This is a genomic window from Candidatus Pelagibacter communis (genome assembly GCF_001179925.1).
Lineage (GTDB): Bacteria > Pseudomonadota > Alphaproteobacteria > Pelagibacterales > Pelagibacteraceae > Pelagibacter > Pelagibacter ubique_E.
The window spans coordinates 75,777-96,965 of sequence record NZ_CVSF01000068.1; the positions used below are offsets into that span (position 1 = coordinate 75,777).

The 21,189-nt window shown below is 27.2% G+C and carries 23 protein-coding genes; 11 read left to right on the forward strand and 12 right to left on the reverse strand.

What is annotated here, in order from left to right; translation table 11 throughout:
* Window positions 1-19 precede the first annotated feature (19 nt).
* The 3 genes from AMN70_RS05175 to AMN70_RS05185 are packed head-to-tail and all read right to left on the reverse strand — an operon-like array spanning window position 20 to window position 3,308.
* The gene (locus AMN70_RS05175; protein WP_075502453.1) at window positions 20-1,207 is read right to left on the reverse strand and encodes a DUF4670 domain-containing protein; all 1,188 of its coding nucleotides are present in this window, start codon (window positions 1,205-1,207) and stop codon (window positions 20-22) included.
* A 28-nt stretch (window positions 1,208-1,235) separates the two neighbouring features.
* A complete protein-coding gene (locus AMN70_RS05180; RefSeq protein ID WP_075502454.1) occupies window positions 1,236-2,423 on the reverse strand; it encodes an SAM-dependent methyltransferase in 1,188 nt (395 codons plus the stop codon).
* Complete coding sequence (locus AMN70_RS05185; RefSeq protein WP_075502456.1) at window positions 2,424-3,308, reverse strand: dihydrodipicolinate synthase family protein; 885 nt, start codon at window positions 3,306-3,308, stop codon at window positions 2,424-2,426.
* A gap of 48 nt (window positions 3,309-3,356) precedes the next feature.
* On the opposite strand from AMN70_RS05185, the gene AMN70_RS05190 reads away from it, so the two are divergent.
* A complete protein-coding gene (locus AMN70_RS05190; protein ID WP_075502459.1) occupies window positions 3,357-4,319 on the forward strand; it encodes a glycosyltransferase family 9 protein in 963 nt (320 codons plus the stop codon).
* Here the strand turns inward: AMN70_RS05190 and AMN70_RS05195 are convergent.
* Entirely contained in the window at window positions 4,316-4,819 is a 504-nt protein-coding gene (locus tag AMN70_RS05195; protein WP_075502460.1) for a J domain-containing protein, read from the reverse strand. The genes AMN70_RS05190 and AMN70_RS05195 overlap by 4 nt on opposite strands.
* Before the next feature lie 14 nt (window positions 4,820-4,833).
* Here AMN70_RS05195 and AMN70_RS05200 point away from each other — a divergent pair, with 14 nt between their 5' ends.
* Complete coding sequence (locus tag AMN70_RS05200; protein ID WP_075502462.1) at window positions 4,834-6,909, forward strand: S9 family peptidase; 2,076 nt, start codon at window positions 4,834-4,836, stop codon at window positions 6,907-6,909.
* A 100-nt stretch (window positions 6,910-7,009) separates the two neighbouring features.
* A complete protein-coding gene (locus AMN70_RS05205) occupies window positions 7,010-7,456 on the forward strand; it encodes an Hsp20 family protein (RefSeq protein WP_075502464.1) in 447 nt (148 codons plus the stop codon).
* A 41-nt stretch (window positions 7,457-7,497) separates the two neighbouring features.
* Here AMN70_RS05205 and AMN70_RS05210 read toward each other — a convergent pair whose 3' ends face one another.
* Window positions 7,498-7,803 (reverse strand): hypothetical protein, encoded by a 306-nt coding sequence (locus tag AMN70_RS05210; protein WP_075502466.1) that lies wholly within the window; start codon window positions 7,801-7,803, stop codon window positions 7,498-7,500.
* Between the two features lie 126 nt (window positions 7,804-7,929).
* Between AMN70_RS05210 and AMN70_RS05215 the strand changes: the two genes are divergently transcribed.
* A complete protein-coding gene (locus tag AMN70_RS05215; protein WP_075502467.1) occupies window positions 7,930-9,240 on the forward strand; it encodes an NCS2 family permease in 1,311 nt (436 codons plus the stop codon).
* A 38-nt stretch (window positions 9,241-9,278) separates the two neighbouring features.
* Here the strand turns inward: AMN70_RS05215 and AMN70_RS05220 are convergent, their stop codons facing one another.
* A complete protein-coding gene (locus AMN70_RS05220; protein WP_075502469.1) occupies window positions 9,279-9,812 on the reverse strand; it encodes a phosphoribosyltransferase in 534 nt (177 codons plus the stop codon).
* A gap of 33 nt (window positions 9,813-9,845) precedes the next feature.
* On the opposite strand from AMN70_RS05220, the gene AMN70_RS05225 reads away from it, so the two are divergent.
* Both AMN70_RS05225 and AMN70_RS05230 read left to right on the forward strand, forming a co-directional pair.
* Window positions 9,846-10,727 carry a glycosyltransferase family 17 protein gene (locus AMN70_RS05225; RefSeq protein ID WP_075502472.1) on the forward strand — a complete coding sequence of 294 codons (882 nt, stop codon included), beginning with the start codon at window positions 9,846-9,848 and terminating at the stop codon, window positions 10,725-10,727.
* 15 nt (window positions 10,728-10,742) lie between these two features.
* Window positions 10,743-11,030 carry a DUF1330 domain-containing protein gene (locus AMN70_RS05230; protein ID WP_075502474.1) on the forward strand — a complete coding sequence of 96 codons (288 nt, stop codon included), beginning with the start codon at window positions 10,743-10,745 and terminating at the stop codon, window positions 11,028-11,030.
* Here the strand turns inward: AMN70_RS05230 and AMN70_RS05235 are convergent.
* On the reverse strand, window positions 11,027-11,662 hold the full coding sequence (locus AMN70_RS05235) for a DNA-3-methyladenine glycosylase family protein (protein ID WP_075502476.1): 636 nt from the start codon (window positions 11,660-11,662) through the stop codon (window positions 11,027-11,029). The two genes, AMN70_RS05230 and AMN70_RS05235, sit on opposite strands and share 4 nt — an antisense overlap.
* Entirely contained in the window at window positions 11,655-12,539 is an 885-nt protein-coding gene (locus AMN70_RS05240; protein ID WP_075502478.1) for a DMT family transporter, read from the reverse strand. The genes AMN70_RS05235 and AMN70_RS05240 overlap by 8 nt, the downstream gene beginning before the upstream one ends.
* A gap of 35 nt (window positions 12,540-12,574) precedes the next feature.
* On the opposite strand from AMN70_RS05240, the gene msrA reads away from it, so the two are divergent.
* Genes msrA through AMN70_RS05260 form a run of 4 tightly spaced genes read left to right on the forward strand, consistent with a single transcriptional unit; the run spans window position 12,575 to window position 17,833 of the window.
* Window positions 12,575-13,018: a peptide-methionine (S)-S-oxide reductase MsrA gene (gene msrA / locus AMN70_RS05245; RefSeq protein ID WP_075502480.1), complete on the forward strand. Its 444-nt coding sequence runs from the start codon at window positions 12,575-12,577 to the stop codon at window positions 13,016-13,018.
* Complete coding sequence (locus AMN70_RS05250) at window positions 13,019-13,834, forward strand: sulfurtransferase (protein WP_075502482.1); 816 nt, start codon at window positions 13,019-13,021, stop codon at window positions 13,832-13,834.
* Window positions 13,835-14,704: an efflux RND transporter periplasmic adaptor subunit gene (locus tag AMN70_RS05255; RefSeq protein WP_075502484.1), complete on the forward strand. Its 870-nt coding sequence runs from the start codon at window positions 13,835-13,837 to the stop codon at window positions 14,702-14,704.
* Window positions 14,705-17,833 carry an efflux RND transporter permease subunit gene (locus tag AMN70_RS05260; RefSeq protein WP_075502486.1) on the forward strand — a complete coding sequence of 1,043 codons (3,129 nt, stop codon included), beginning with the start codon at window positions 14,705-14,707 and terminating at the stop codon, window positions 17,831-17,833.
* Here the strand turns inward: AMN70_RS05260 and AMN70_RS05265 are convergent.
* Both AMN70_RS05265 and AMN70_RS05270 read right to left on the reverse strand, forming a co-directional pair.
* Window positions 17,823-18,425 (reverse strand): transglycosylase SLT domain-containing protein, encoded by a 603-nt coding sequence (locus tag AMN70_RS05265; RefSeq protein ID WP_075502488.1) that lies wholly within the window; start codon window positions 18,423-18,425, stop codon window positions 17,823-17,825. The genes AMN70_RS05260 and AMN70_RS05265 overlap by 11 nt on opposite strands.
* Window positions 18,422-18,814 (reverse strand): hypothetical protein, encoded by a 393-nt coding sequence (locus AMN70_RS05270; protein WP_075502490.1) that lies wholly within the window; start codon window positions 18,812-18,814, stop codon window positions 18,422-18,424. Before AMN70_RS05270 ends, AMN70_RS05265 begins: the two co-directional genes overlap by 4 nt.
* Window positions 18,815-18,858: 44 nt before the next feature.
* Between AMN70_RS05270 and AMN70_RS05275 the strand changes: the two genes are divergently transcribed.
* Window positions 18,859-19,572 (forward strand): 2,3-bisphosphoglycerate-dependent phosphoglycerate mutase, encoded by a 714-nt coding sequence (locus AMN70_RS05275; protein ID WP_075502586.1) that lies wholly within the window; start codon window positions 18,859-18,861, stop codon window positions 19,570-19,572.
* Here the strand turns inward: AMN70_RS05275 and AMN70_RS05280 are convergent.
* Together AMN70_RS05280 and AMN70_RS05285 are read right to left on the reverse strand one after the other, a co-directional pair.
* Window positions 19,550-20,236 carry a sugar phosphate nucleotidyltransferase gene (locus AMN70_RS05280; RefSeq protein WP_075502492.1) on the reverse strand — a complete coding sequence of 229 codons (687 nt, stop codon included), beginning with the start codon at window positions 20,234-20,236 and terminating at the stop codon, window positions 19,550-19,552. The genes AMN70_RS05275 and AMN70_RS05280 overlap by 23 nt on opposite strands.
* Window positions 20,237-21,184, reverse strand: a complete 948-nt coding sequence (locus tag AMN70_RS05285; RefSeq protein WP_075502494.1) for a phosphotransferase — start codon at window positions 21,182-21,184, stop codon at window positions 20,237-20,239. It lies immediately after the preceding gene.
* Window positions 21,185-21,189 lie beyond the last annotated feature (5 nt).

Here is a 21,189-nt window from a genome sequence, read left to right on the forward strand (position 1 = left end):
CCTATAAACTAACCAATGGTTAATTATTATTTTTATCTCTTTGTCTAGATATTAATTGGGTTAAAGAGTCAACCATTGTGTCTGAAGCTTTAAAAATATCTACATTCCTAAACTCATGGGAAATGTTTTGTTCTGGATTTGTTTTATCTTCAATTATAATTCCTTCATCTGGTGAATTGTTTTTAATATAAATAAGTAGCAACCAATCCTCATCGTCAGTCTCATCCCACTTGATAAATACTTCACCAGTTTCAAATCTTCTGTCTATGCAACGAAATATTGACATATTTCTTGTAATATGTCGTTTATTAAGTTGAAATACCAAACTACTCGCACTTCTATAAAAACTTTCTAAAGCGAATTCAACTTTTTGTCTTGCTAAAGTATACTCTTTTTCTTTAATTAATAAAGTTTCTCTATCTTCATTACCTTGTAGTTTTACTCCTAAAGCCTCTACTCTTTCTTTGATTTTTTGATCTCTGATAATTCTGTATTTTTCTTTTAATTTATCAATTCTTTCTTGTAATCCAGCGTAATCTTCTCTTTTTTCTCTTAATGAAATTTTTTCTAATTTCTCTAGCTCCTTGACCTCACGAATTCTAAATTTTTCAATTTGTTTATCTAATCTTAATTGTTTTAAAAATTGCTTCTGTTTTTCTGCTTGTTCAATTCTTAGAAGAGCTTGTTCTTTTCTCAAAAACAATTTGATATCTTTTGTCCTTTGCTTTTCTAATCTAGCTTCTTCTCTTAAAGCTTGTTCTTTTAGTCTTAATTTTAAAGCATCCTCATATTTTTTTTGTTTTTCTTCAGCTAATTTAGCTTTTCTATCATTTTCAATTTTTTCCAATCTTAATCTTCTTTTTTCATCATGTTTTAAAGTTTTATAATTTGAAATCGTTTCAGAAATCTTATCAAAGAAACTTTGTATATATTTTTCAAAATTAAGATTTAGCCTAAAATTGAATTCAGGCTTTAAGGCTAATTGAAATTTTACTAATCTTAAAGCTAAGGTATCCTTTTTTGCTTTTTTTGAGTAAACATACTTTTTATTAATTTGAGATTTTCTTTTTCTATTTTTTTTAAATTTAGATTTTAAAAGTTTTTTTGATTTTTTCTTTTTACTATTAGGTTTTTTAATTTTTTTGAAAATTAAAGATTTTTTTTTAATTTTTTTTCTTTTTCTATTTTTTTTTCTTTTTTTTTTCATTTAGAGAAAGACTAATACTATCAACTATTTATTGATAAATATAGTCCCTAGTCACAGGTGTTGATCTATAATTTTTTGTAAGTTGAAATTGATAAACAACTTGATCGCCCCACTTAAATGCCATTTCACAACCAGCAAGATAAAACTCCCACATTCTAAAAAACTTGTCATCAAACATTTTAATAATTTTATCTTTATTTTTTATACAATTTTCCTTCCAGTGTCTTAAGGTATGAGAATAATGAAGCCTCAAAACCTCAATATCTGTAACTATTAAACCAGCATTTTCTATTGGTGTAGTTACTTCGCTCAAGCTTGGAGTGTAACCGCCTGGAAAAATATATTTAGTAATCCATGGATGAGGGTCTCTTGGAGGATTGACAGATCCAATTGTATGTACTAATGACACGCCATCGTCTTTAAGTAATTTTTCTATTTGATTGAAAAACTTTTTATAAAATTTTCTTCCAACATGCTCAAACATTCCAACACTTACTATTCTGTCAAATTTTTCATTAAGTTGTCTATAATCCATTAATTTAAATTTTACTTGATTTTCTAAATTCATTTCTTTTGCTTTTTGATTACAATAATTTAACTGATTTTCCGAAAGCGTAATACCCGTTACTTCACATCCTGCACTTTTAGCAATATCAATTGCTAATGAACCCCATCCACAACCAATATCTAAAACTTTTTGATTAGGTTTAATATTTAGTTTTTTTATAATATGCTGTATCTTATTGTTTTGAGCTGTTTCTAGACTGTCATTTTCATTTCTAAAATATGCACAAGAATATTGTCTTTTTGGATCTAAAAATAAATCATATAGATCATCTTTAATATCGTAATGATGAGAGACGTTCATTTTAGATTTTTTTATAAAATTAAAATTCGTAAGATATCTATAAGAGCCTCTTACTTTATTAATTAGGTAACTAAAAAAATTAAGTTCTCTTCTACCTATGTTCATCAATGCTAGATCTAAAAAATCTGTCAAAGTTCCATTTTCAATGATGATTTCTCCATCTGTATAAGCTTCTCCAAAATATAAATCAGGATGAAATAATAATTTATAATGAAGATTTGAATTCAAAATTTTTAATTTGATTGGATTTTCTTTTGGGTTGCCAATAATATAATCCTTATTATTTGCATCGGTGAGTATAAAACCACCTTTTGTAAAAATTTTATTTAAAAATCTAGCTAATTGCATTTAGGCCGCCAAAGGTGATTTGTTTGAAAAATTTAGATCTTTCAAAGTTTTTAATAAATTTTGTTCGTCAGTTTTATTTAATAAACTCAAAGGAGGTAAAATATTTTTATAAATTTCGTCTTCTTTTGAAAAATAGGTATGTAATCCAGAAATTAGATTATATTTATCGAACGCTTCTCTTACACTACATAATTTGTGATTATAAAATTGTTCGTTTCCTAAATAAAAATCGTCATAAACCTTTCTAGATAATTCAGCTGTAACATTACATGTGGCGGTTATTATTCCTGCACATCCTAATTCTAAGCCTTTCAATAATTTAAGTTCAGAGCCAGGAAAAATAGAAAAATTGTCTAATTTTAAATTTTCAAACAGGTTATATGAGCTGTCTTTTACGCCAACTATCTGTTCAGGAAATTTTTTTACAAGTGTTTTTATACAGTCTATACTAAATTTATATCCACAAAGTTTTTCAAAATTATAAAGAACAATTTTACATTTTGGTATCGACTTAATTATTTTTGAGTAAAATTCTATTACCTCTGTATCACTGTACTTATAATACGCCGGAGGCATAATTAGAAATTTAGTAAAATTTAGCGAAGTTGCAATCTTTAAAAAATTAATTGTCTCAGTTAAAGAATTTAACCCCGTGCCAATTAAGTGCTTATCTTTATACTTGCTTTTTGCGAGCTTATTTAACATTTCAATTTTTTCTGCAACTGATATCAATTGAGATTGTCCTGTGCTTCCAAATATTGCAGTTCCATGACAGCCTTGATCAACCAACTTTTCAGCATGTTCTATTGTTTTTTCAACATTTAGGCTTAAATCAGAATTTAAAACAGACATCGTAGCTGCAAATATCCCACTTATTTTTGTCATAATAAAAATTTATATAAAAATATACTCAGTAAAGTTTATAAATACCATATGAAAATTTTAGCAGTTCAAAATAGAATGGGGATTGGGGATACAGTAATTTTTTTACCTTTTATAAAGGCGGTTTCAAAAAAATTTAATACACCTATAAGTTTACTTATAAAAGAAAGCTCAAAAGCTCATCAATTTCTTCATCAAACTGATTATATTGACAAAATCCTTATCTTAGAAAGAGATAATAAAACGAATAATAGGCATGGTGGTTTTTTTGGTATTTTTAATTTAGCTAAAGATTTAAAAAAACATAATTTTGATAAAATTTTTATTTTTAATTCATCTTTAAGATTTAACTTAATTGCTAAAATTTCTGGTATTCCAAAAATTTACCAATATCCATTATTCACAAAAACCAAACAACACATAACTGAGGTTCCTAAAAGATTCTTAAAAACAAATTTGGATTTAGATGTTGATGAAGATCCTGAAGTACAAATTGATAATGATTTAATTTCTAAAGCAGTACAAAAATTTCAAATAGATAAAAATAAGACAAATATTCTCCTAGGTATAGGTGGCTCTGGACCTACAAAAAGAATTCCTGCAAAAACTTTTTTAAGTGTAATTGATAAAATATCAAGTATAAAAAGTTGTAATTTTTTTCTTGCGACTGGTAAAGCAAATGAAGAACAAGAAATATTAAATATAATTTTGCAGTCTAAATTTAAAAATTTTTGTACACGTTTAGATGATTTACCTATTAGTGAAATTTTACCATTGATAAAGAGTTGTAATGTATCTATTTGTAACGACTCGAGCTTTAGTCATTTATCCTCAGCTTTAGGTATTAAAACAATTACTTTAATGGCTGATACACCCTTAATTTATGGAAACTATAGTACAAAAATGTTTCCAATAATTCCCGATGGAGAAAAAACAGTGTCACATAATACTTTAGGTAAAGAAAAAATAGATCCACAAAAAATTTTTGAAAAATTTATAGAGATTATAGATTAAGATATATCGTTTAAAACGATATCTTTAGCTTCATTAACTATAGATGATAGTCTAGAAGTTTCAGGGGAAATATCTGGATGAATTTTTTTTTGTATTTTTATATAAGCTTTATTTACATCTTCCTTACTAACTTTTTTATTCATATCTAAATTTAAAATTTTATATGCTTCTGAAACTGATATAGATGAAACATTATTTGAGTTTGATTGATTAAAAGAAAATCGACCAGACTTTCTAAGGGTTTGAATGAGTCTGAAAAGGGATATTAATTGAAAAATAGACAAACCCTTTAATTTCAATAAAGCTATACTTGCTAGTGTTAAAGGTAAAGTTAATAGAAATTTTCCACCAACAGCAAATAAAATCGCTAAACCGATTAATCCTAATATAATTAGAAATCTGATACCTTTTGAAATTTTTTTTGAGGAAATGCTGGTAATAAAACGCAATAGAAAATAAAAAATGAACAATATAACTACTGTATAAATTATTATATTCATATATTTGTATCACGATGAAAGTACCACAACTTGAAAAGAAACCAGAGTTAAAATCTTGTCACAATACAACTTGGGAGGATAATTATAGTTGGATTCACCAACATAATATTCTTGAAGTTTTAAAAGATAATTCCAAATTACTTCCTGAAGTAAGAAAATATCTTGAAGAGGAAAACAATTTTACAGAACATAATTTAAAAGATACAAAAAAATACCAAAAAATATTATTTGATGAAATTAAAGGTAGAATAAAATTAGATGATGAATCTTTAAAGTTTAAAGATAAAGAATTTGAATATTGGACCAAGACAACAACAGCAGGGAATTATTCCATAAAGTTAAGAAAAAAAATTGGAGATGATATAATAGAAGAAATTTGGAATGGTGATAAAGAAAAAGAAAAATTAAAGACTGAATATTTTGGTGTTGGAGACTTAGAGGTAAGTTACAATGACAAACTTTTAGGTTATTCCTTAGACTTAAAAGGCTCTGAATACTTTACAATTTACATTAGAGATATTTCAACAGGAAAATTAGTTACTGAAAAAATAGAAGAAACAAGTGGAGGTATTACTTTTAGTCTAGATGACAAATATTTTTTTTACTCAAAACTGGATGAATTTCATAGACCAAGAAAAATCTTTAGACACAAAATTGGATCATCAGTTAAAGATGATGAACTAATTTTTGAAGAAAAAAGTGAGGCATTTACTGTGGGCATAAATTTGAGTTCAGATGAAAAATATTTTTTTATAACAACGTCAGATCATAACACATCTGAACAATATTATTTTAAAGTTACGGAAAAGACTCCAAATCCAAAGTTAATAAAAAAGAGAAAAAAGGGTATAATTTATTCTATCAATTCTTGGGATGAATATTTTTATTGTCATACTAATGATAATGCAGAAGATTTTAAGATTGAAAGATGTGATGATTTATTAAATCAAAAATGGGAAGATTATATACCTGCTAAAGATGAAGTTTTAATTGGAGGACTAATATTTTTAAATAATTGGATACTCAGGGGTGAAAAATCGAATGCTTTAGGAAAATTATTTGTAAAAAATAGACAAACAGGGGTTGAGGAGGAATTAAAATTTACCGATGAGACTGTCATTGTCCCCGGAGTTTCATTGATACAAAGAGATAAAAATACTGACTTGGTTTACTTGTCATACTCATCCCCTAAAACACCAAGTAAGACCTATTTATATAATTTAGAAACAAAAGAAAAAAAATTAGTGAAAGAACAAGAAATACCATCTGGTCATAAATCGGAGAACTATATAGTCGAAAGATTAGAGTGCCCTTCTCATGATGGAAGATTGGTTCCTATGACAATTACTAGACATAAAAAAACAAAAATTGATGGATCAGCAAATTTACTTTTATATGGTTATGGATCATATGGAAGCTCGATGACGCCAGATTTTTCCTCAACTAAATTGAGTTTAATTGACAGAGATATTATTTGGGTAACCGTACATGTTAGAGGTGGAATGGAACGTGGAATGAAGTGGTGGAAAGAGGGAAAACTTCTGAACAAAAAAAATACTTTTGAAGATTATATCTATGCTGCAAAATTTTTAATTGATAAGAAATATTCATCAAAAGGAAAAATTATTGGCATGGGTGGATCAGCAGGTGGTTTATTAATGGGAGCAGTAGTAAATCAATCGCCAGAATTATTTCTTGGAATTGTTATGGCTGTACCATTTGTTGATTCTTTAACAACTAATTTAGATCATTCTTTGCCCTTAACTGTCGGAGAATTTGATGAATTCGGGAATGCAAAAGATAAAAAAGACCATTTTGATTATATTTACTCTTATGCTCCATATCACAATGTTAAAAAAATGGATTACCCTCACATGTTAATTACAACAAGCTTAAGTGATAATAGAGTATTGTTCGATGAACCAGCAAAATTTACAGCTAAACTAAGAGATTTAAAAACAGATAATAACTTGCTTTTATTAAAAACTGAAATGAATGCGGGCCATGGAGGTAAATCAGGTAGAGATGGTGCTATTGAAGAAATAGCTTTTGACTATGCATTTATATTAAAGATCTCCAAAAAAATTTAAATTTAATATCTTGAAAAAAATAAAATAGCTCCCATATAAATACTGTTGGTTGCCTAATGGGACTAACAATAAATAAACTTGCTTTACAAAGGAGGATATTATGACAAGTAAAGATTTATCTATATTTAACTCACTTAGACCTTTTTCAATTGGTTTTGATGATATGTTTGACCAATTTGAAAGTATGTTGGGTAATGGGCATTTAACCATGCAATCAAACTACCCTCCATACAATATAAGAAAAACGGGTAAGGATAACTATGCTATAGAAGTTGCCTTAGCTGGATTTTCAAAAGATGATGTGGAAGTTGAATTTGAAGATAATTTGTTAACTGTAAGAACAAAACAAGTAAACAAATCAGAAGATAAAAACTCTAGTGGAGAAATAATTCACAAGGGAATTTCTCAAAGACAATTTGCTAGATCGTTTACAATTGCGGACGACGTAAAAGTTGGCGATGCTAAGCTTAAAGATGGTCTTTTAATAATTTCTTGTGAAAGAATAATCCCAGAACATAAAAAGAAAAAACTTATTGAAATCAAATAAAAATTAATCCTACTTGCGGAGGTTATATCTCCGCAAGCAATTTAAAAACACCCATTCGAAACAAATCCAATTACTATAGATTCAGCATCAACTTCAAATCTTCTCTCACAAGGAATACCATATTTTTTTGTTTTATATATTAACTCATTATTACCTTTTTCATTTTTAAAGTCCTCATCAGGATTTCCGAGATCAATTTTTAATTTGTCACTTGGTTTTCCAATATATTTACTTAATCTTTTATTTTCTTTTTCAACGATAGCATCAGTTTTATTTTTTACTGTTTGACAACCAGAAAACAAAAAGAAAGTAGTAAAAATTATTACTAATAAATAAAAATTTTTCATTTTTTATAATATCAATACAAATGAGGCATAAATATAAACTTATAAGTTGAAATGTGTGAATAACCGTCAATTAAAAAGAGTATAATTTTCGAGAATCTAATAATTATTTAACAACTAGGAGGAATAATGCTTGATAATTATTTTGATTATAAAAAACACAAAACAGATTTTAAAACAGAAGTAATTGCCGGTGTAACAACATTTTTAACAATGGCGTACATTATGTTTTTAAATCCATTTATTTTATCTGGTGAATTTGCTGGACCAGATAAAGGCTTTTTTGATTTTGGAGCCGTATATACAGCAACAATTTTAGCCACAGCTTTGGCTTGCTTCATTATGGCATTTTATGGAAAGACCTGGCCGATTGGACTTGCTCCTGGTATGGGTATCAATGCTTTTGTTGCTTTTGGAGTTTGTGCTGGAATGGGTTACACGCCACAAGAGGCATTAGGTGCAGTACTTGTTGCAGGTGTATTGTTCTTAATAATATCTTTAACACCAATTAGGGCTTGGCTGATTAACTCTATACCCAAAAGTCTTAAACTAGGCATCGGGGCAGGTATTGGATTATTTTTAGCTATTATTGGTCTTCAAATAATGGAGGTGGTTGTAGACAATCCTGTAACATTGGTTCAATTAGGTGATTTAAGCAATCCACTTGTTCTTTTAGGATGTGCAACTTTTATAGCAATAATTGTTTTAGATAAAATGAATGTTAAAGGAAATATAATAATTGGTATTTTAGCATTTAGTATAATCGCGTGGGCAACTGGCCTTGCAAAATTTAACGGTATTGCAAGCTCCCCACCACCAATGACATATTTATTTGACTTTGATCTTTCTGCTGCAATGACTGCTGGAATGTCTACTGTAATATTTACTTTATTATTTATCGATTTTTTTGATACTGCTGGAACTTTAACATCTGTAGCAAATGTTGCTGGTAAAGTGGATAAACAAGGAAAAGTTCAAGACATTAATAAAGCTATGTTATCTGACAGTGTTGGCACAGTTGCTGGAGCAATGATGGGAACTACAACTGTTACAAGTTATGTTGAGTCTGGCGCTGGTGTAAAAGCTGGAGGAAAAACTGGAATGACATCACTAGTAATTGGTATATTATTTTTAGCATGTATATTCTTTGCCCCACTCGCAACTAGTTTACCAAAACAAATTGATGGTGCAGCCTTACTATTTGTATCTGTTTTATTTATCAGAAATATAACTGATATAGAGTGGAATGATATATCTGAGTCTGCTCCTGCAATTCTTGCAATGATATCTATGCCTTTGACGTATAGTATAAGTAATGGGATCGCTTTGGCATTTGTTTCTTATGCTTTAATCAAAATATTTACTGGAAAGTTTTCAAGTACTTCTCCTGCAATATGGGTAATTGCAATTTTAAGTGTTGTTAGTTTTGCGGTAAGTTAAACAAAAAATTAATAGGGCTAGGTTCACTAGCCCTATTGTTAGTTTCTTTTTATAATTTCATCTATGGATAGTTCTTCATAATGCTCTGTAGGTTGAACTATCCAAGGATCAGAATTTAACTTTATTGGACAAAAATCAGGTTCAAAAGTAGATGATTTTTTTTTCCATAAACAAGCTGTTTTTACTTCTTTAATATAACTTTTTGTTGGCCCATAATTTTTGAGCCATTCAATACTTTTGTTTAATGTAAGACCTGTGTCTGATAAATCATCTATTAACAAAACTTTGGCAAAATCTTTATTATCGGCTAATGAACTTATTTCTCTAGCAAACATAAGTTGGCCCTGTTTGTCTTCTAGACTTTCGCCTGAATAACTTTGTATGACTATATATGCTATTGGAAGTTTCAAAATTCTTGATAAAATATCTAGGATAGGAGCAGCTCCTCGCATTATACCCACCAAAACTGTTGGTTTATAATTATTATGTATTTGAATTGCTAATTTTTCTACTATTTTAGTATATTCTTCAAAAGTTATGATTAATTTATCAGCCATGTAATTTTTTATCATATAAAAAAAATTAAAAAAGATTTAAAAGTTGTTATGAAAGTTTTTGATTGTTTTATGTATTTTGACGAAGAGGTGGTGTTAGATTTAAGGTTAAATACACTCAATGATTTTGTGGATTATTTTGTAATAGTTGAAAGTATTTACACTCACAAAGGTGATAAAAGGGATTTAAAATTTAATCATAAAAAATTTGAAAAATTCAAAAAAAAAATAATTTATCTGATCCATGATGAAGAGCCTGATAATTTAATTAATATAAATGATCCAGACAATGATCATCATGCATATATAATGAATGCCGCATATAGAGAAAATGGTCAAAGAAACTTTATCGAAAAAGGTTTAGATATTGCTGAAAAAAATGATCTCATATTAATTTCAGATGTTGATGAAATACCTAGACTTGAAAATTTAAATTTAGATGAAATTAAAGAAAAAATAATCCTATTTAAACAAGATATGTTTTACTACAAATTTAATCTTAAATTACCTAATCTAATTTGGACTGGGACAAAAGCTTGTAAAAAAAAGGATTTGATTTCACCTCAATGGTTGAGAAATATAAAAGATAAAAAATATTCTTTTTTAAGATTTGATATTTTATTTTCTAAAAAAAAATATAGTAGTATTAAATTTGTCGAAAATGGTGGATGGCATTTTTCAAACATTAAAAATGCAAAAGAAATTGAGTATAAATTAAAATCATATCTCCATCATAGAGAATTTGATGTTAATCCTATGACAACAAAGGAAATTGAAAAAATAATTAAAAACAAACAAGCAATCTATGATCTTAAAGTTGATAAAAGAGTTAATAAAATAGGTGATGGCAGTAAACTTGAAAAATATTCATTAGATCGACTACCAAAATTTTTACAAAATAATTATAATAATTATCAAGAGTGGATAGATTAACATGAAAGGAAAATTATGAAAGGCTATTGGGTGTGTATATATGAGAAAATTTTAAACAAGGAAAAACTAAAAGAGTATGCTTTAAAAGCTAAACCAGCCGTAGAAAATTTTTCTGGTAAATTCCAAGTCAGAGGTGGAAAAAATAGAACCAACGAAGGAATAGATTCACCTAGAATTGTTGTTGTCGAATTCAAAAATTATAATACTGCTGTAGCATGCTATGACTCTAAAGAATATAAAGAAGCCCATGATATTCTAAATGGTCATGTTATTAGACATCATCAAATAGTAGAAGGTAGTTAATACTGTATTGGTTCAGGGTCTATGCTTCTCCACAAATACCATGTAGCTACTGAACAATAAGGTGAAAATCTTTTTTTAAGAGTATTGACAAATTTTTCTGGTGGTAAATATTTTTTATTATAATTTTTTGAGATAGCCCTTAAAAGTCCTATATCCTGAACAGGCCAAATGTTGGGCCTATTGTAAGTAAAGAGTAAAATCATTTCTGCCGACCATCTTCCAACCTGCCTTAAATTGGAAAGATAAATAATCGCCTCTTCATCACTCATTTTAGATATTAATTTTGGTTTAAAAGATTTATTAATAATCTGTTTTGATAAACTTTTTATTCCCAAAACTTTTTGTCGACTTAAGCCACATTTTTTTAGTTGATTAAAAGTTAAACTGTAAACTTTTTTTGCGTTAATCTTATTATTACATTTTCTTTTGAATTTCAAAAAAACAGAGTTGGCAGCTGAAACACTTATTTGTTGCCCAACTATGCTTTTGCATAAAGAGTAAAAGATATCTTTTCTAGAAGTAAGAATAATTTCTGAAGGGCTTTGATAGATCCTAATCAATTTTGACATTTTTTTATCTTTTTTCGATAAATATTTTTTTGCTTTAGACCAATATTTTGGAACTTTAGTCATTAATTGTTTTGGAAGTAATAATATTTTTTTTGTATATTTCTCTTCTAAAAATTATCAATGTTGAAATAATAACTAAAAAAGCTCCAATTAATGTTTTAATTGTAGGAATCTCTCCCCAGATAAAATATCCAAAAATTATTGCAAAAACTAGGGCCAAATATTTCAAGGGCGTGACTAATGAAACTTCTGAATATTTATAAGATTGACTTAACCATAAATTAGCAACGCCACCAAAAATACCTATAAAAGATAACAAAACGAAATGTTCTAAGCTTGGAATTACCCAGCCTTGTGGAATAGTAAAAAAACTTAACAATGTTATAGATAATGAAAAATAAAAAGAAATTAACCACACTGGTTCACTCGTAGAGAGCTGTCTTATAGTAATTGCAACATATGAAAGCCCTAAACAAAAAATTATTGGAAAAATATAATAAATATTTAACTGACTGATGCCTGGCTCTGTTATAATTAAAATACCTATAAAACCAACAATTACAGCTAACCATCTAAAGATACCAACTTTTTCACTTAATAAAAATATAGAAAAAATTGTTGTAAATATTGGGGCCGCAAATGATATACTAACAACAGTTGCTAAAGGTAGTTTTCTTAATGCAATAAAAATTGCTACTAATGCAATTAATCCTGAAATGCATCTTGCAAAATGTAATCCTGGTCTCTTAGTTTTATAAAAATTATGAAGTCTATCCCTAGGAATTACAAAAAAATAAAAAACTATACCAAAAAAACCTCTAAAAAATAAAACTTGTCCTATAGGGTACTCAACGGACCATTTAACTATTACATCCATTAAAGAAAATGCACATATTGATAGAAACATGTACAAAAAGCCCAATTGATTTTTGCTTAACATAGGAATAATTAGTAAATTAATTTCAAGTATTATCAATGGAAATAGCAATTTTAGCTTTAGGATGTTTTTGGGGTCCAGAAATTAAATTTAGTAAAATAGAGGGAATAAAAAAAACAGAGGTTGGATATTGTGGTGGAAATAACTCAAATACTTCTTATAAAGAAGTCTGCACTGGAACTACTAATCATGCAGAAGTTGTAAAGTTAGAATTTGACCCAAAAATTATATCTTACGAAAATATTATTAAAAAATTTTTTGAATTTCACGATCCAACAACTCTAAATTCCCAAGGTCCGGATTATGGAACACAATACAGAAGTGAAATTTTTTATGAAAATGAAAATCAAAAAGAAATTGCAAAAAAGATCTTAAATAATATAAATGAAAAACTTTCAGGTAAAGTTGTTACCAGAATTTCCTCTATTCACAATTATTGTAAAGCAGAGGAATATCATCAAAAATACTTAGAAAAAAATTGAATGTCATTAATTGAGACAAATGAATTAGAAAAAAATTTTCATGATTTTAAAATAATTGACTGCTCTTGGCATATGCCTCTAACGAATAGAAATGGATATGAGGAGTATAAAAATAAACATATTCCTAATTCGATTTTTTTTGATTTAGATAAGAATTCAAATAAAAAAACTGATTTGCCTCATATGTTGGTTGAGTTAAATGAATGGGAAAAAATTGTTTCTGAAATGGGAATCAATAATAATGATCAAATTGTAATTTATGACAACTCAGATGTAATAAGTTCATGTAGATGTTGGTATAATTTTATATATTATGGTCACAAACCAGATTTAGTAAAGGTTCTTAATGGTGGATTAAAAAAATGGATTAACGAAAATAGAATTACATGTACTGAGCTACCCCATATAAAAAAAAAAAATTATATAGCAAAAGAGATAAGAAATTTATTAAAAGATAAAAAAGAAATTGATGAAAATATTTCAAAAAAAAATTTTAAAGTTATTGATGCAAGAAGCATTGAAAGATTTAGGGGTGAAGTAAAAGAGCCAAGAAAAGGTCTTAGAAGTGGAAATATTAAAAATTCGATTTGTATTCCATTTAATGTATTAATAAATGATGATAAAACTTTTAAATCAAGAAAAGAACTCATTGAAATATTTAGTAAAGATTTAAAAGATATTTCCTCAGATAGTGTGGTATTTACATGTGGTTCTGGAGTTACAGCATGTGTTTTAGCTCTAGCTTATTCTTTAATTAATGATAAATATTTGCCGAAAATATATGATGGCTCCTGGGCCGAATATGGAAAATTTTAGATGAAAAGATCTACCAAAATTATAAGTATTGTTACAATTTTTTTTCTCGTGATTGCGATTGTTGTTATTGCTAGAACTATGATTGGAAATCATTTTAAAAACAAATTTAGTAAAGTACCACCTCCAGGTATAATTGTTACTCAAGTAATCAATGAAGAATTTAATGAAAGATTAGAAACTTTTGGCACAGCCATTTCAAATAAAAGTAAAACCTTTAAAATTAGAAAAGATGATGTAGTTGGTCAAATAGAACTCAAAGATAAAATTAAAAAAGGTGATATAATTTTAAATTTAAAGAGTGGAAGCATAACTGCGCCCTTTAGTGGGATTTTAGGCTATACAGGTTTAACTGAAGATATATTTGTTTCTGACAATATCTTTATTATTACATTAGACGATAATTCTTTAATTTTTTCAGATATTAAAGTTCCAGAAAGCTATGCGCCATTTATAAAAAAAGGTTTGCCAGTTGAAGTTCAAGTATCAAGTTACAAAAATAAAGTATTTGAGGGAAACATAGATTTTATTTCAAGTAGAATTAATGCTGATACAAGGAGTTTGCTTTCTAGAGTTAAAATAAATAATCAAAATTTAGAGTTACTATCAGGATCTTTGCTTGAAATAAGTGTAAAATTTAATCTAAGAAGTTCATTAAGTGTTCCTGATACAAGTATAATGATGGAGGGGGAAAATTCTTATGTTTATAAAGTTTCTCAAGATAATATTGCTAATAAAACCCAAGTTAAAATTGGTTCAAGAGGAGATGGCAAGGTAGAAATAATCTCGGGTTTAAGTCTTGGTGATCTAATTGTAGCTGAAGGACTAAAAAAAGTTAGACCTAAAGGTAAAATCAAACCTATTAAAAATTAAATGTCAATAACAGAACTAAGCATTAAAAGGCCAGCAGTATCATGGGTGATGTCTCTAATTTTAATTATTTTTGGAATATTTGTTTTTTGGAAATTGCCTGTAAGAGAATTGCCTGATGGAATCCAACCACCTGTGGTCCAAATAAAGGTAGAATATCAATCAGCTGCTGCCTCTATAGTCGATCAAGAAGTTACTCAGGTAGTCGAAGATGTTATTGGGGGAGCAGAAGGCATAAAAAATATTGATTCAAAATCTGAAAATGGAAGAAGTACAATCAATGTGGAATTTGATACAAGAATTGATTTAGACAATGCTGCTAATGATATTAGAGAAAGAGTTGCGAGAGTTGTAGACAACTTACCGGCCGAGTCAGACCCGCCCCAGATACTAAAAAGAGCTGCAGGTTTTACCACTACAATGTGGCTATCCCTTTCATCCAAAACATGGAGTGACTTAGAGTTAGGAGATTATGCAGAAAGATTTTTAATTGATCAATTTTCAAGTGTTAAAAATGTTGGAAGAATTTTAGTTGGTGGACTTAGAGAATTAAGTATTAGAGTTTGGGTAGATCCAATTAAATTAGCTGCTTACAATTTAACAATTCAAGAAGTCGAGGAGGCTTTAAAAGGAGAAAATATTAGATTACCTGCCGGTACTTTAGAGGCAGATAATATTGATTTAACCTTAAATTTAGATAAATCATATAACAACATTAAAACAATTAAACAATTACCGATAAAAAAATCTTCAAATAAAGTAATATTACTATCAGATGTAGCAGATATTGAATTTGGACCCGTTTCTGAAAAAACTTTATTTAAGGCTCAAACTAAAGATCAAATAAATTTAAAAACTGTTGGAATAGGTATTTATGCTAGAAGTGGTGCTTCAACAGTAGAACTCTCACATGATATAAAAAAAAAAATAACTGAGGTAAAAAAATCTCTTCCAGAAGGATTGGACTTAAGGGTTTCATTTAATAGAGCAAACTATGTTGAAGCTGCGATTCAGGAAGTATACAAAACACTTGTAATTGCATTTATTTTAGTAGTTATTATAATTTATTTGTTTTTAGGTAATCTAAAGGCAGTAATTGTTCCTGCTATTGCTCTTCCTGTAAGTTTAATTGCGTCCTTTTTAGGACTTTATATTTTTGGATTATCAATAAATATCTTTGTTCTTTTAAGTTTTATTTTAGCGATAGGTATTATTACAGATGACTCTGTAATAATGACTGATGCAATATATAGAAGAATAGAAAATGGAGAAACCCCTTTAATTGCATCTTACAAAGGTTCTAAACAAATTTCATTTGCTATAATTGCTACGACATTAATTTTAATTGCAGTTTTTTTACCTTTAATTTTTATCGAAGGAATTTCAGGAACCCTTTTTAAAGAAACAGCAATAGCGTTATCCTTTTCTATTATAATCTCGTCTTTTGTCGCACTCACTCTTTCACCTATGTTGGCTAGTAAATTTTTAAAAAAGAGAAATTCTAAAAATAATTTAATTAAGAAATTTGAAAAAATTTTCTTAAATTTCTCAAATTTTTATAAAGAGACATTAGATGTCGTCATAAATAAAACAAAAATAGTTAGTGTTTTTATTGTATTTATAATTTTGATATCAATTTTTTTATTTAGTTTTGCAAAAAAAGAATTATTACCAAAGGAAGATAGAGGAGCTTATTTGGTGCTTGGTTTTACTGATGAAGGTAGTTCTTTTGAATATACGCAAGAAAAAGCTCAAGAAGTAGAAAAAAGATTAATACCTTTATTGCAGACAGATGATAGTCCTTACTCTAGATTTATTATGCGAGTACCTGGATTTGGAAGTTCAGCTAATTCCTTTAATAGTTTTATTATAATTGCCCTTCTAGATGACTGGAAAAATAGAAAAAAAGATTCTCAAACTGTAATGAGAGAAGCAATCGGAAAAATCGTAACACTTCCTCAAGCAGTAGCATTTCCAATTTCACCACAGTCGATAAGAGTTTCGAATTATAATAAACCAGTCCAAATGGTGATATACGGACGTACTTATGAAGAGTTAGAGGAAATACAAAATAGTATAATAAAAAAATTAAGATCTAATAAGAATTTATCTAGAATAGAGTCTGACTATAATAGAAATAAACCAGAAGTGAAACTTATAATAAATAAAAATAAAGCAAAAGATTTAGGTATTTCTACTCAAACAATTGGTAAAACCCTTGAAACATTATATGGCGGAAAAAAAATAACTACATTTAATCGTTTAGGAAAAGAATATCCTATAATTGTTCAACAGTATTTGTCAGATAGAAGAAATAAAGATGGTATTTCCAAAATTTTCGTAAGATCTGAAACATCAGGAAAACTTATTTCTTTAGCTAACTTAGTTGAATTTAAAGAGGAAGGATCAGCAAAAGAATTAGCAAGATATAATAGACAAAGAGCTGTGACTATTTCTGCAAATATAAGTGAAGGATATACCTTAAATGAGGCAATTTCCTTTTTAGAAAAAACTATGGCTGAGTCTGCACCTGAAAATCAAATTTCATGGAAAGGAAAATCTGAGGAAATTAAAGAGACTAGTAACGAATTAGTTATAATTTTTATGCTAGCATTATTAACAGCATATTTAGTAATGGCAGCTACATTTAACTCCTTTATACATCCTTTTATTATAATTCTAACTGTGCCGTTAGCTATATTTGGAGGTTTAGTGTTTATAATTTTTTTGAATACCTCAATAAATATTTTTTCACAAATAGCTCTTATAATACTTATTGGGATTTCAACAAAAAATAGTATTTTGATTGTTGATTATTCCAATCAAATAAGAACTACTGGAAAAAATATTGAAACAGCAGTTAAGGAAGCATGTAGTATTAGGTTCAGACCAATAATTATGACTTCTTTGAGTACAATGATAGCAATGATGCCTTTAGTCATAGGTAATATTGGTCCGGGGGCAGGAGAAGGTTCGAGGTTGGCTGTTGGTGCAACAATTTTAGGTGGAATGATAATCTCTACATTTTTTACTCTTTATGTTACTCCATCAATGTATTTAGCTTTAGCAAAAAATACAAAAAGAATAGATGCTGTAGATATTGAGCTAAACAAACAATTATTTAAAAAATAAAATATTTATTTTTATTTAATCTATTTGAACACTTTATAAGTTGTCTTTTATAAATTTTGGATTGTTTTTCAACTTTTCTTGCTAAACTAATTATTTTATTATTTTTTTTATAATCTTTATAATTTCCCCATCCCTCATGATAAGCTATATACTGTTTAAAAGCATCATTTAGAGGTATTTTTAAAATTAATTTTGTTTTGTTTGTATACCAGCCAATAAAATCGACACTATCTTTAAATCTTGCTCTAGTTGCCAATTTATTTCCTGTCTCTTTTTTATATTGTTCCCAAGTCCCTTTAACTGCTTGTGAATAACCAAATGAACTTGATGGACGTTTAAAAGGGATAACTTTGAATAATTTTTGCCTCGGTGGTTTGGCTAGCCAATCAAAATCGGATTCCATTTTTATGATTGCTAATTGAATATAAATTGGTGTACCCCATTTTTTTTGAACTTTTTTTGAATGTTTATACCAAAGATATCTTTCATCAAAAATTTTACAACTGTTAGCAGTATTTTGAGGAATAGAAGAACATGAAGAAATAAATACAAAAGAAACTATTAGAAAAAAAATTTTAAAATTTATGATCATTTAATTTGTTTAAAAAATCTTAATAATTTAAAAAATAAAAAAATTAAAAAAACCCCAAGAAAATTTCCATATAAATCACGAAATTCAAAATCTCTTTGAGGAATTAAAATGTGACACAATTCCAAAAAAATAGATATAAAAAATAAATACAAAAATAAAATATTTACTTTATTTTTATGGTGCGAAATTAAACCCAAAACTGACAAAAGAATAAAGGCATAAACGTGATTAGATGAAAATATTATAAAATTTGATGTTAATTGTGGTTGTTTTTGAATATCGTTATATGCAAGGTAGCCTAAAATACTTCCTGGATAAAGATATAATATAATCAGTCCAATATTAGATGTATGAAAGATAATTTTTGTTAATAAAGATATTTTTTTCATTTAACTATCAATATTTTTTTTATATTAAATTAAGTTCAATAAAAATGAGTTATTTAATTTTAATTAGACATGGTCAAAGCATCTGGAACCTTGAAAAAAGATTCACAGGCTGGGTAGATGTAGATTTAACAGAAAATGGTAAATTAGAAGCAAAAAAAGCTGGTGATCTAATAAAAAAATCCAATATACATATTAATTATTACTATTCGTCACTTCAATTAAGAGCAAATAAAACTCTTGAAATTATCCAAGAACGTTTAAATGATGAGAAAAAATATGTAAGAGCATGGCAATTAAATGAGAGACATTATGGTGAGCTTACCGGATTAAATAAAATCGAAACAATTAAAAAACTTGGAGAAGATAAAGTGTATCAATTTAGAAGGTCTTGGAATACAAAACCGAGTCCACTAAATAAAGAAAGCCCATTTCATCCATTGAATATAGATACTTACAAAGATATTCCCTCTAAATTTATTCCTAATACAGAGTCACTAATGGATACTTTTCAGAGAACTACTGAATATTTTAAATTAGAAATTATGGACAAAATCAAAGATGGAAATATATTAATATCAGCGCATGGAAATTCTATAAGAGCGTTGTGCAAATTTTTATTTAAACTTGATGAAAAACAAATTACTAAGTTGGAAATTCCTACAGGTAATCCATTATTAATTAATATAAATAAAAACTTACAAATTTTAAATTGTAATTATTTAGATAAAGATAGAGCTAGAGATCTTTTAGTTTTTTAAAGATATCCAAGTTAGTTATATGATAGAATTTATGTTTACTTTCAAAACCATACAATTGTTTTTTTTTAATCAAATCATGCCAAATTTTTGTGATTGAAAAATTCTCTATTTTCTTTTGTTCAAAAATAGATCTGTTTAATATTTGACATCCTGTATATATAAATTCGTTATTATTATGATTAATTAGATTATTCATTAAACCAAAATCACCTCTTAAATCCTCATCGAAACTTAATTTTTTATCTACCAGTAAAAGAATATTCTTTAATTTTTTATTAAAATAAAACTCGATCATTCTGTTGATCTCTTCATCATAATTTTTTTTCCATATAGTATCAGGATTAAAAACTAAAAAATTTTCATCATTAGATTTATCAATCAAATTTAAAACTCCTCCTCCTGTGTTAAGAATATCATTACCATCGTCTATAACTTTAACTTCAGCATTATAATTTCGAATTTTTACAAATTCATTAATCTGTTCTTTTAAATGAAATGAATTAATCAATATTTTTTTTATATTAAGATCTAGAACAAGACTAATACAATAATCTAATAAAGTAGTATCTTTAAACTTTAAAAGAGGTTTTGGCGTTTTAAGTGTTATTGGATTTAATCTTTTACCAAATCCTGCACATAATATTAAAGCTGTTGTTATTTTCATTTATTTTCTAACTTTTTTGATAGTATAAAGTAAATCATTTAAGTTTTTAAATTTATCATTATTTCTTGATCTTAACTCTATTAATTTCCAAGCATGAGGAATTAAACTTAGATATTTCTTTTTTTTATCCCTTAGTGCTAATCTGGTAAATATTCCAATTATTTTCAAATTTCTTAATACTGAAATTATCTCAAAATCGTTCTTAAAATGGTTTTTCTTTATTTTTTTATGAAAACTTAAATATAATTTATATACTTTTTGTTTAATTCTCGTTGACGTTTTAAATCTTACGTCATCAATTAAAGATGCTAAATCATAAGCCCTATTACCAATTAAAGCATCTTGTGTATCTATAATACCAATTTTATTTTTTGTAATCATTAAATTGGAAACATGGAAATCTCTATGCACAAAAGTATCATTTTTAAGATGAAGTTTTTTAATTAATTTTTTAATCTCTTTTATAAATTTTTTTTTAAAAAATTGATATTTAGTTTTTGTTAACTTTTTTTTTACATACCAATCTGAAAAAAGTTTTGCTTCATCCAATAAAATTTTAGATTCATATAAAGGAATTTGATAATTATTCTTCCGAAAATTTTTTATTTTTCTGAGACGAATTATTTGAATATTACGTAATAATTTTATGATTTTTTTAAAAATTAATAACTGGTGAACTTTTTTTTTTTTAAATAAATCAAAAATAGTTTGATCACCAAAATCTTGGATTTCTATGAAATTTTTAGAATAATTTTCATTTAATAATTTTGGTGCTAAAATGTTGTTCTTTATCAAAATTCGATTTACCGCATCATAATTCAACAAATTAGATTTTTTATCTTTTTTTGCAAAAACTAATATTGATGACGAGTCTTTATTTATTTTTCTATAAAAAATTCTATGTGAAGCATCTCCTTTTAATTTTTTAATATTTTTTTTGGATATCATTTAAT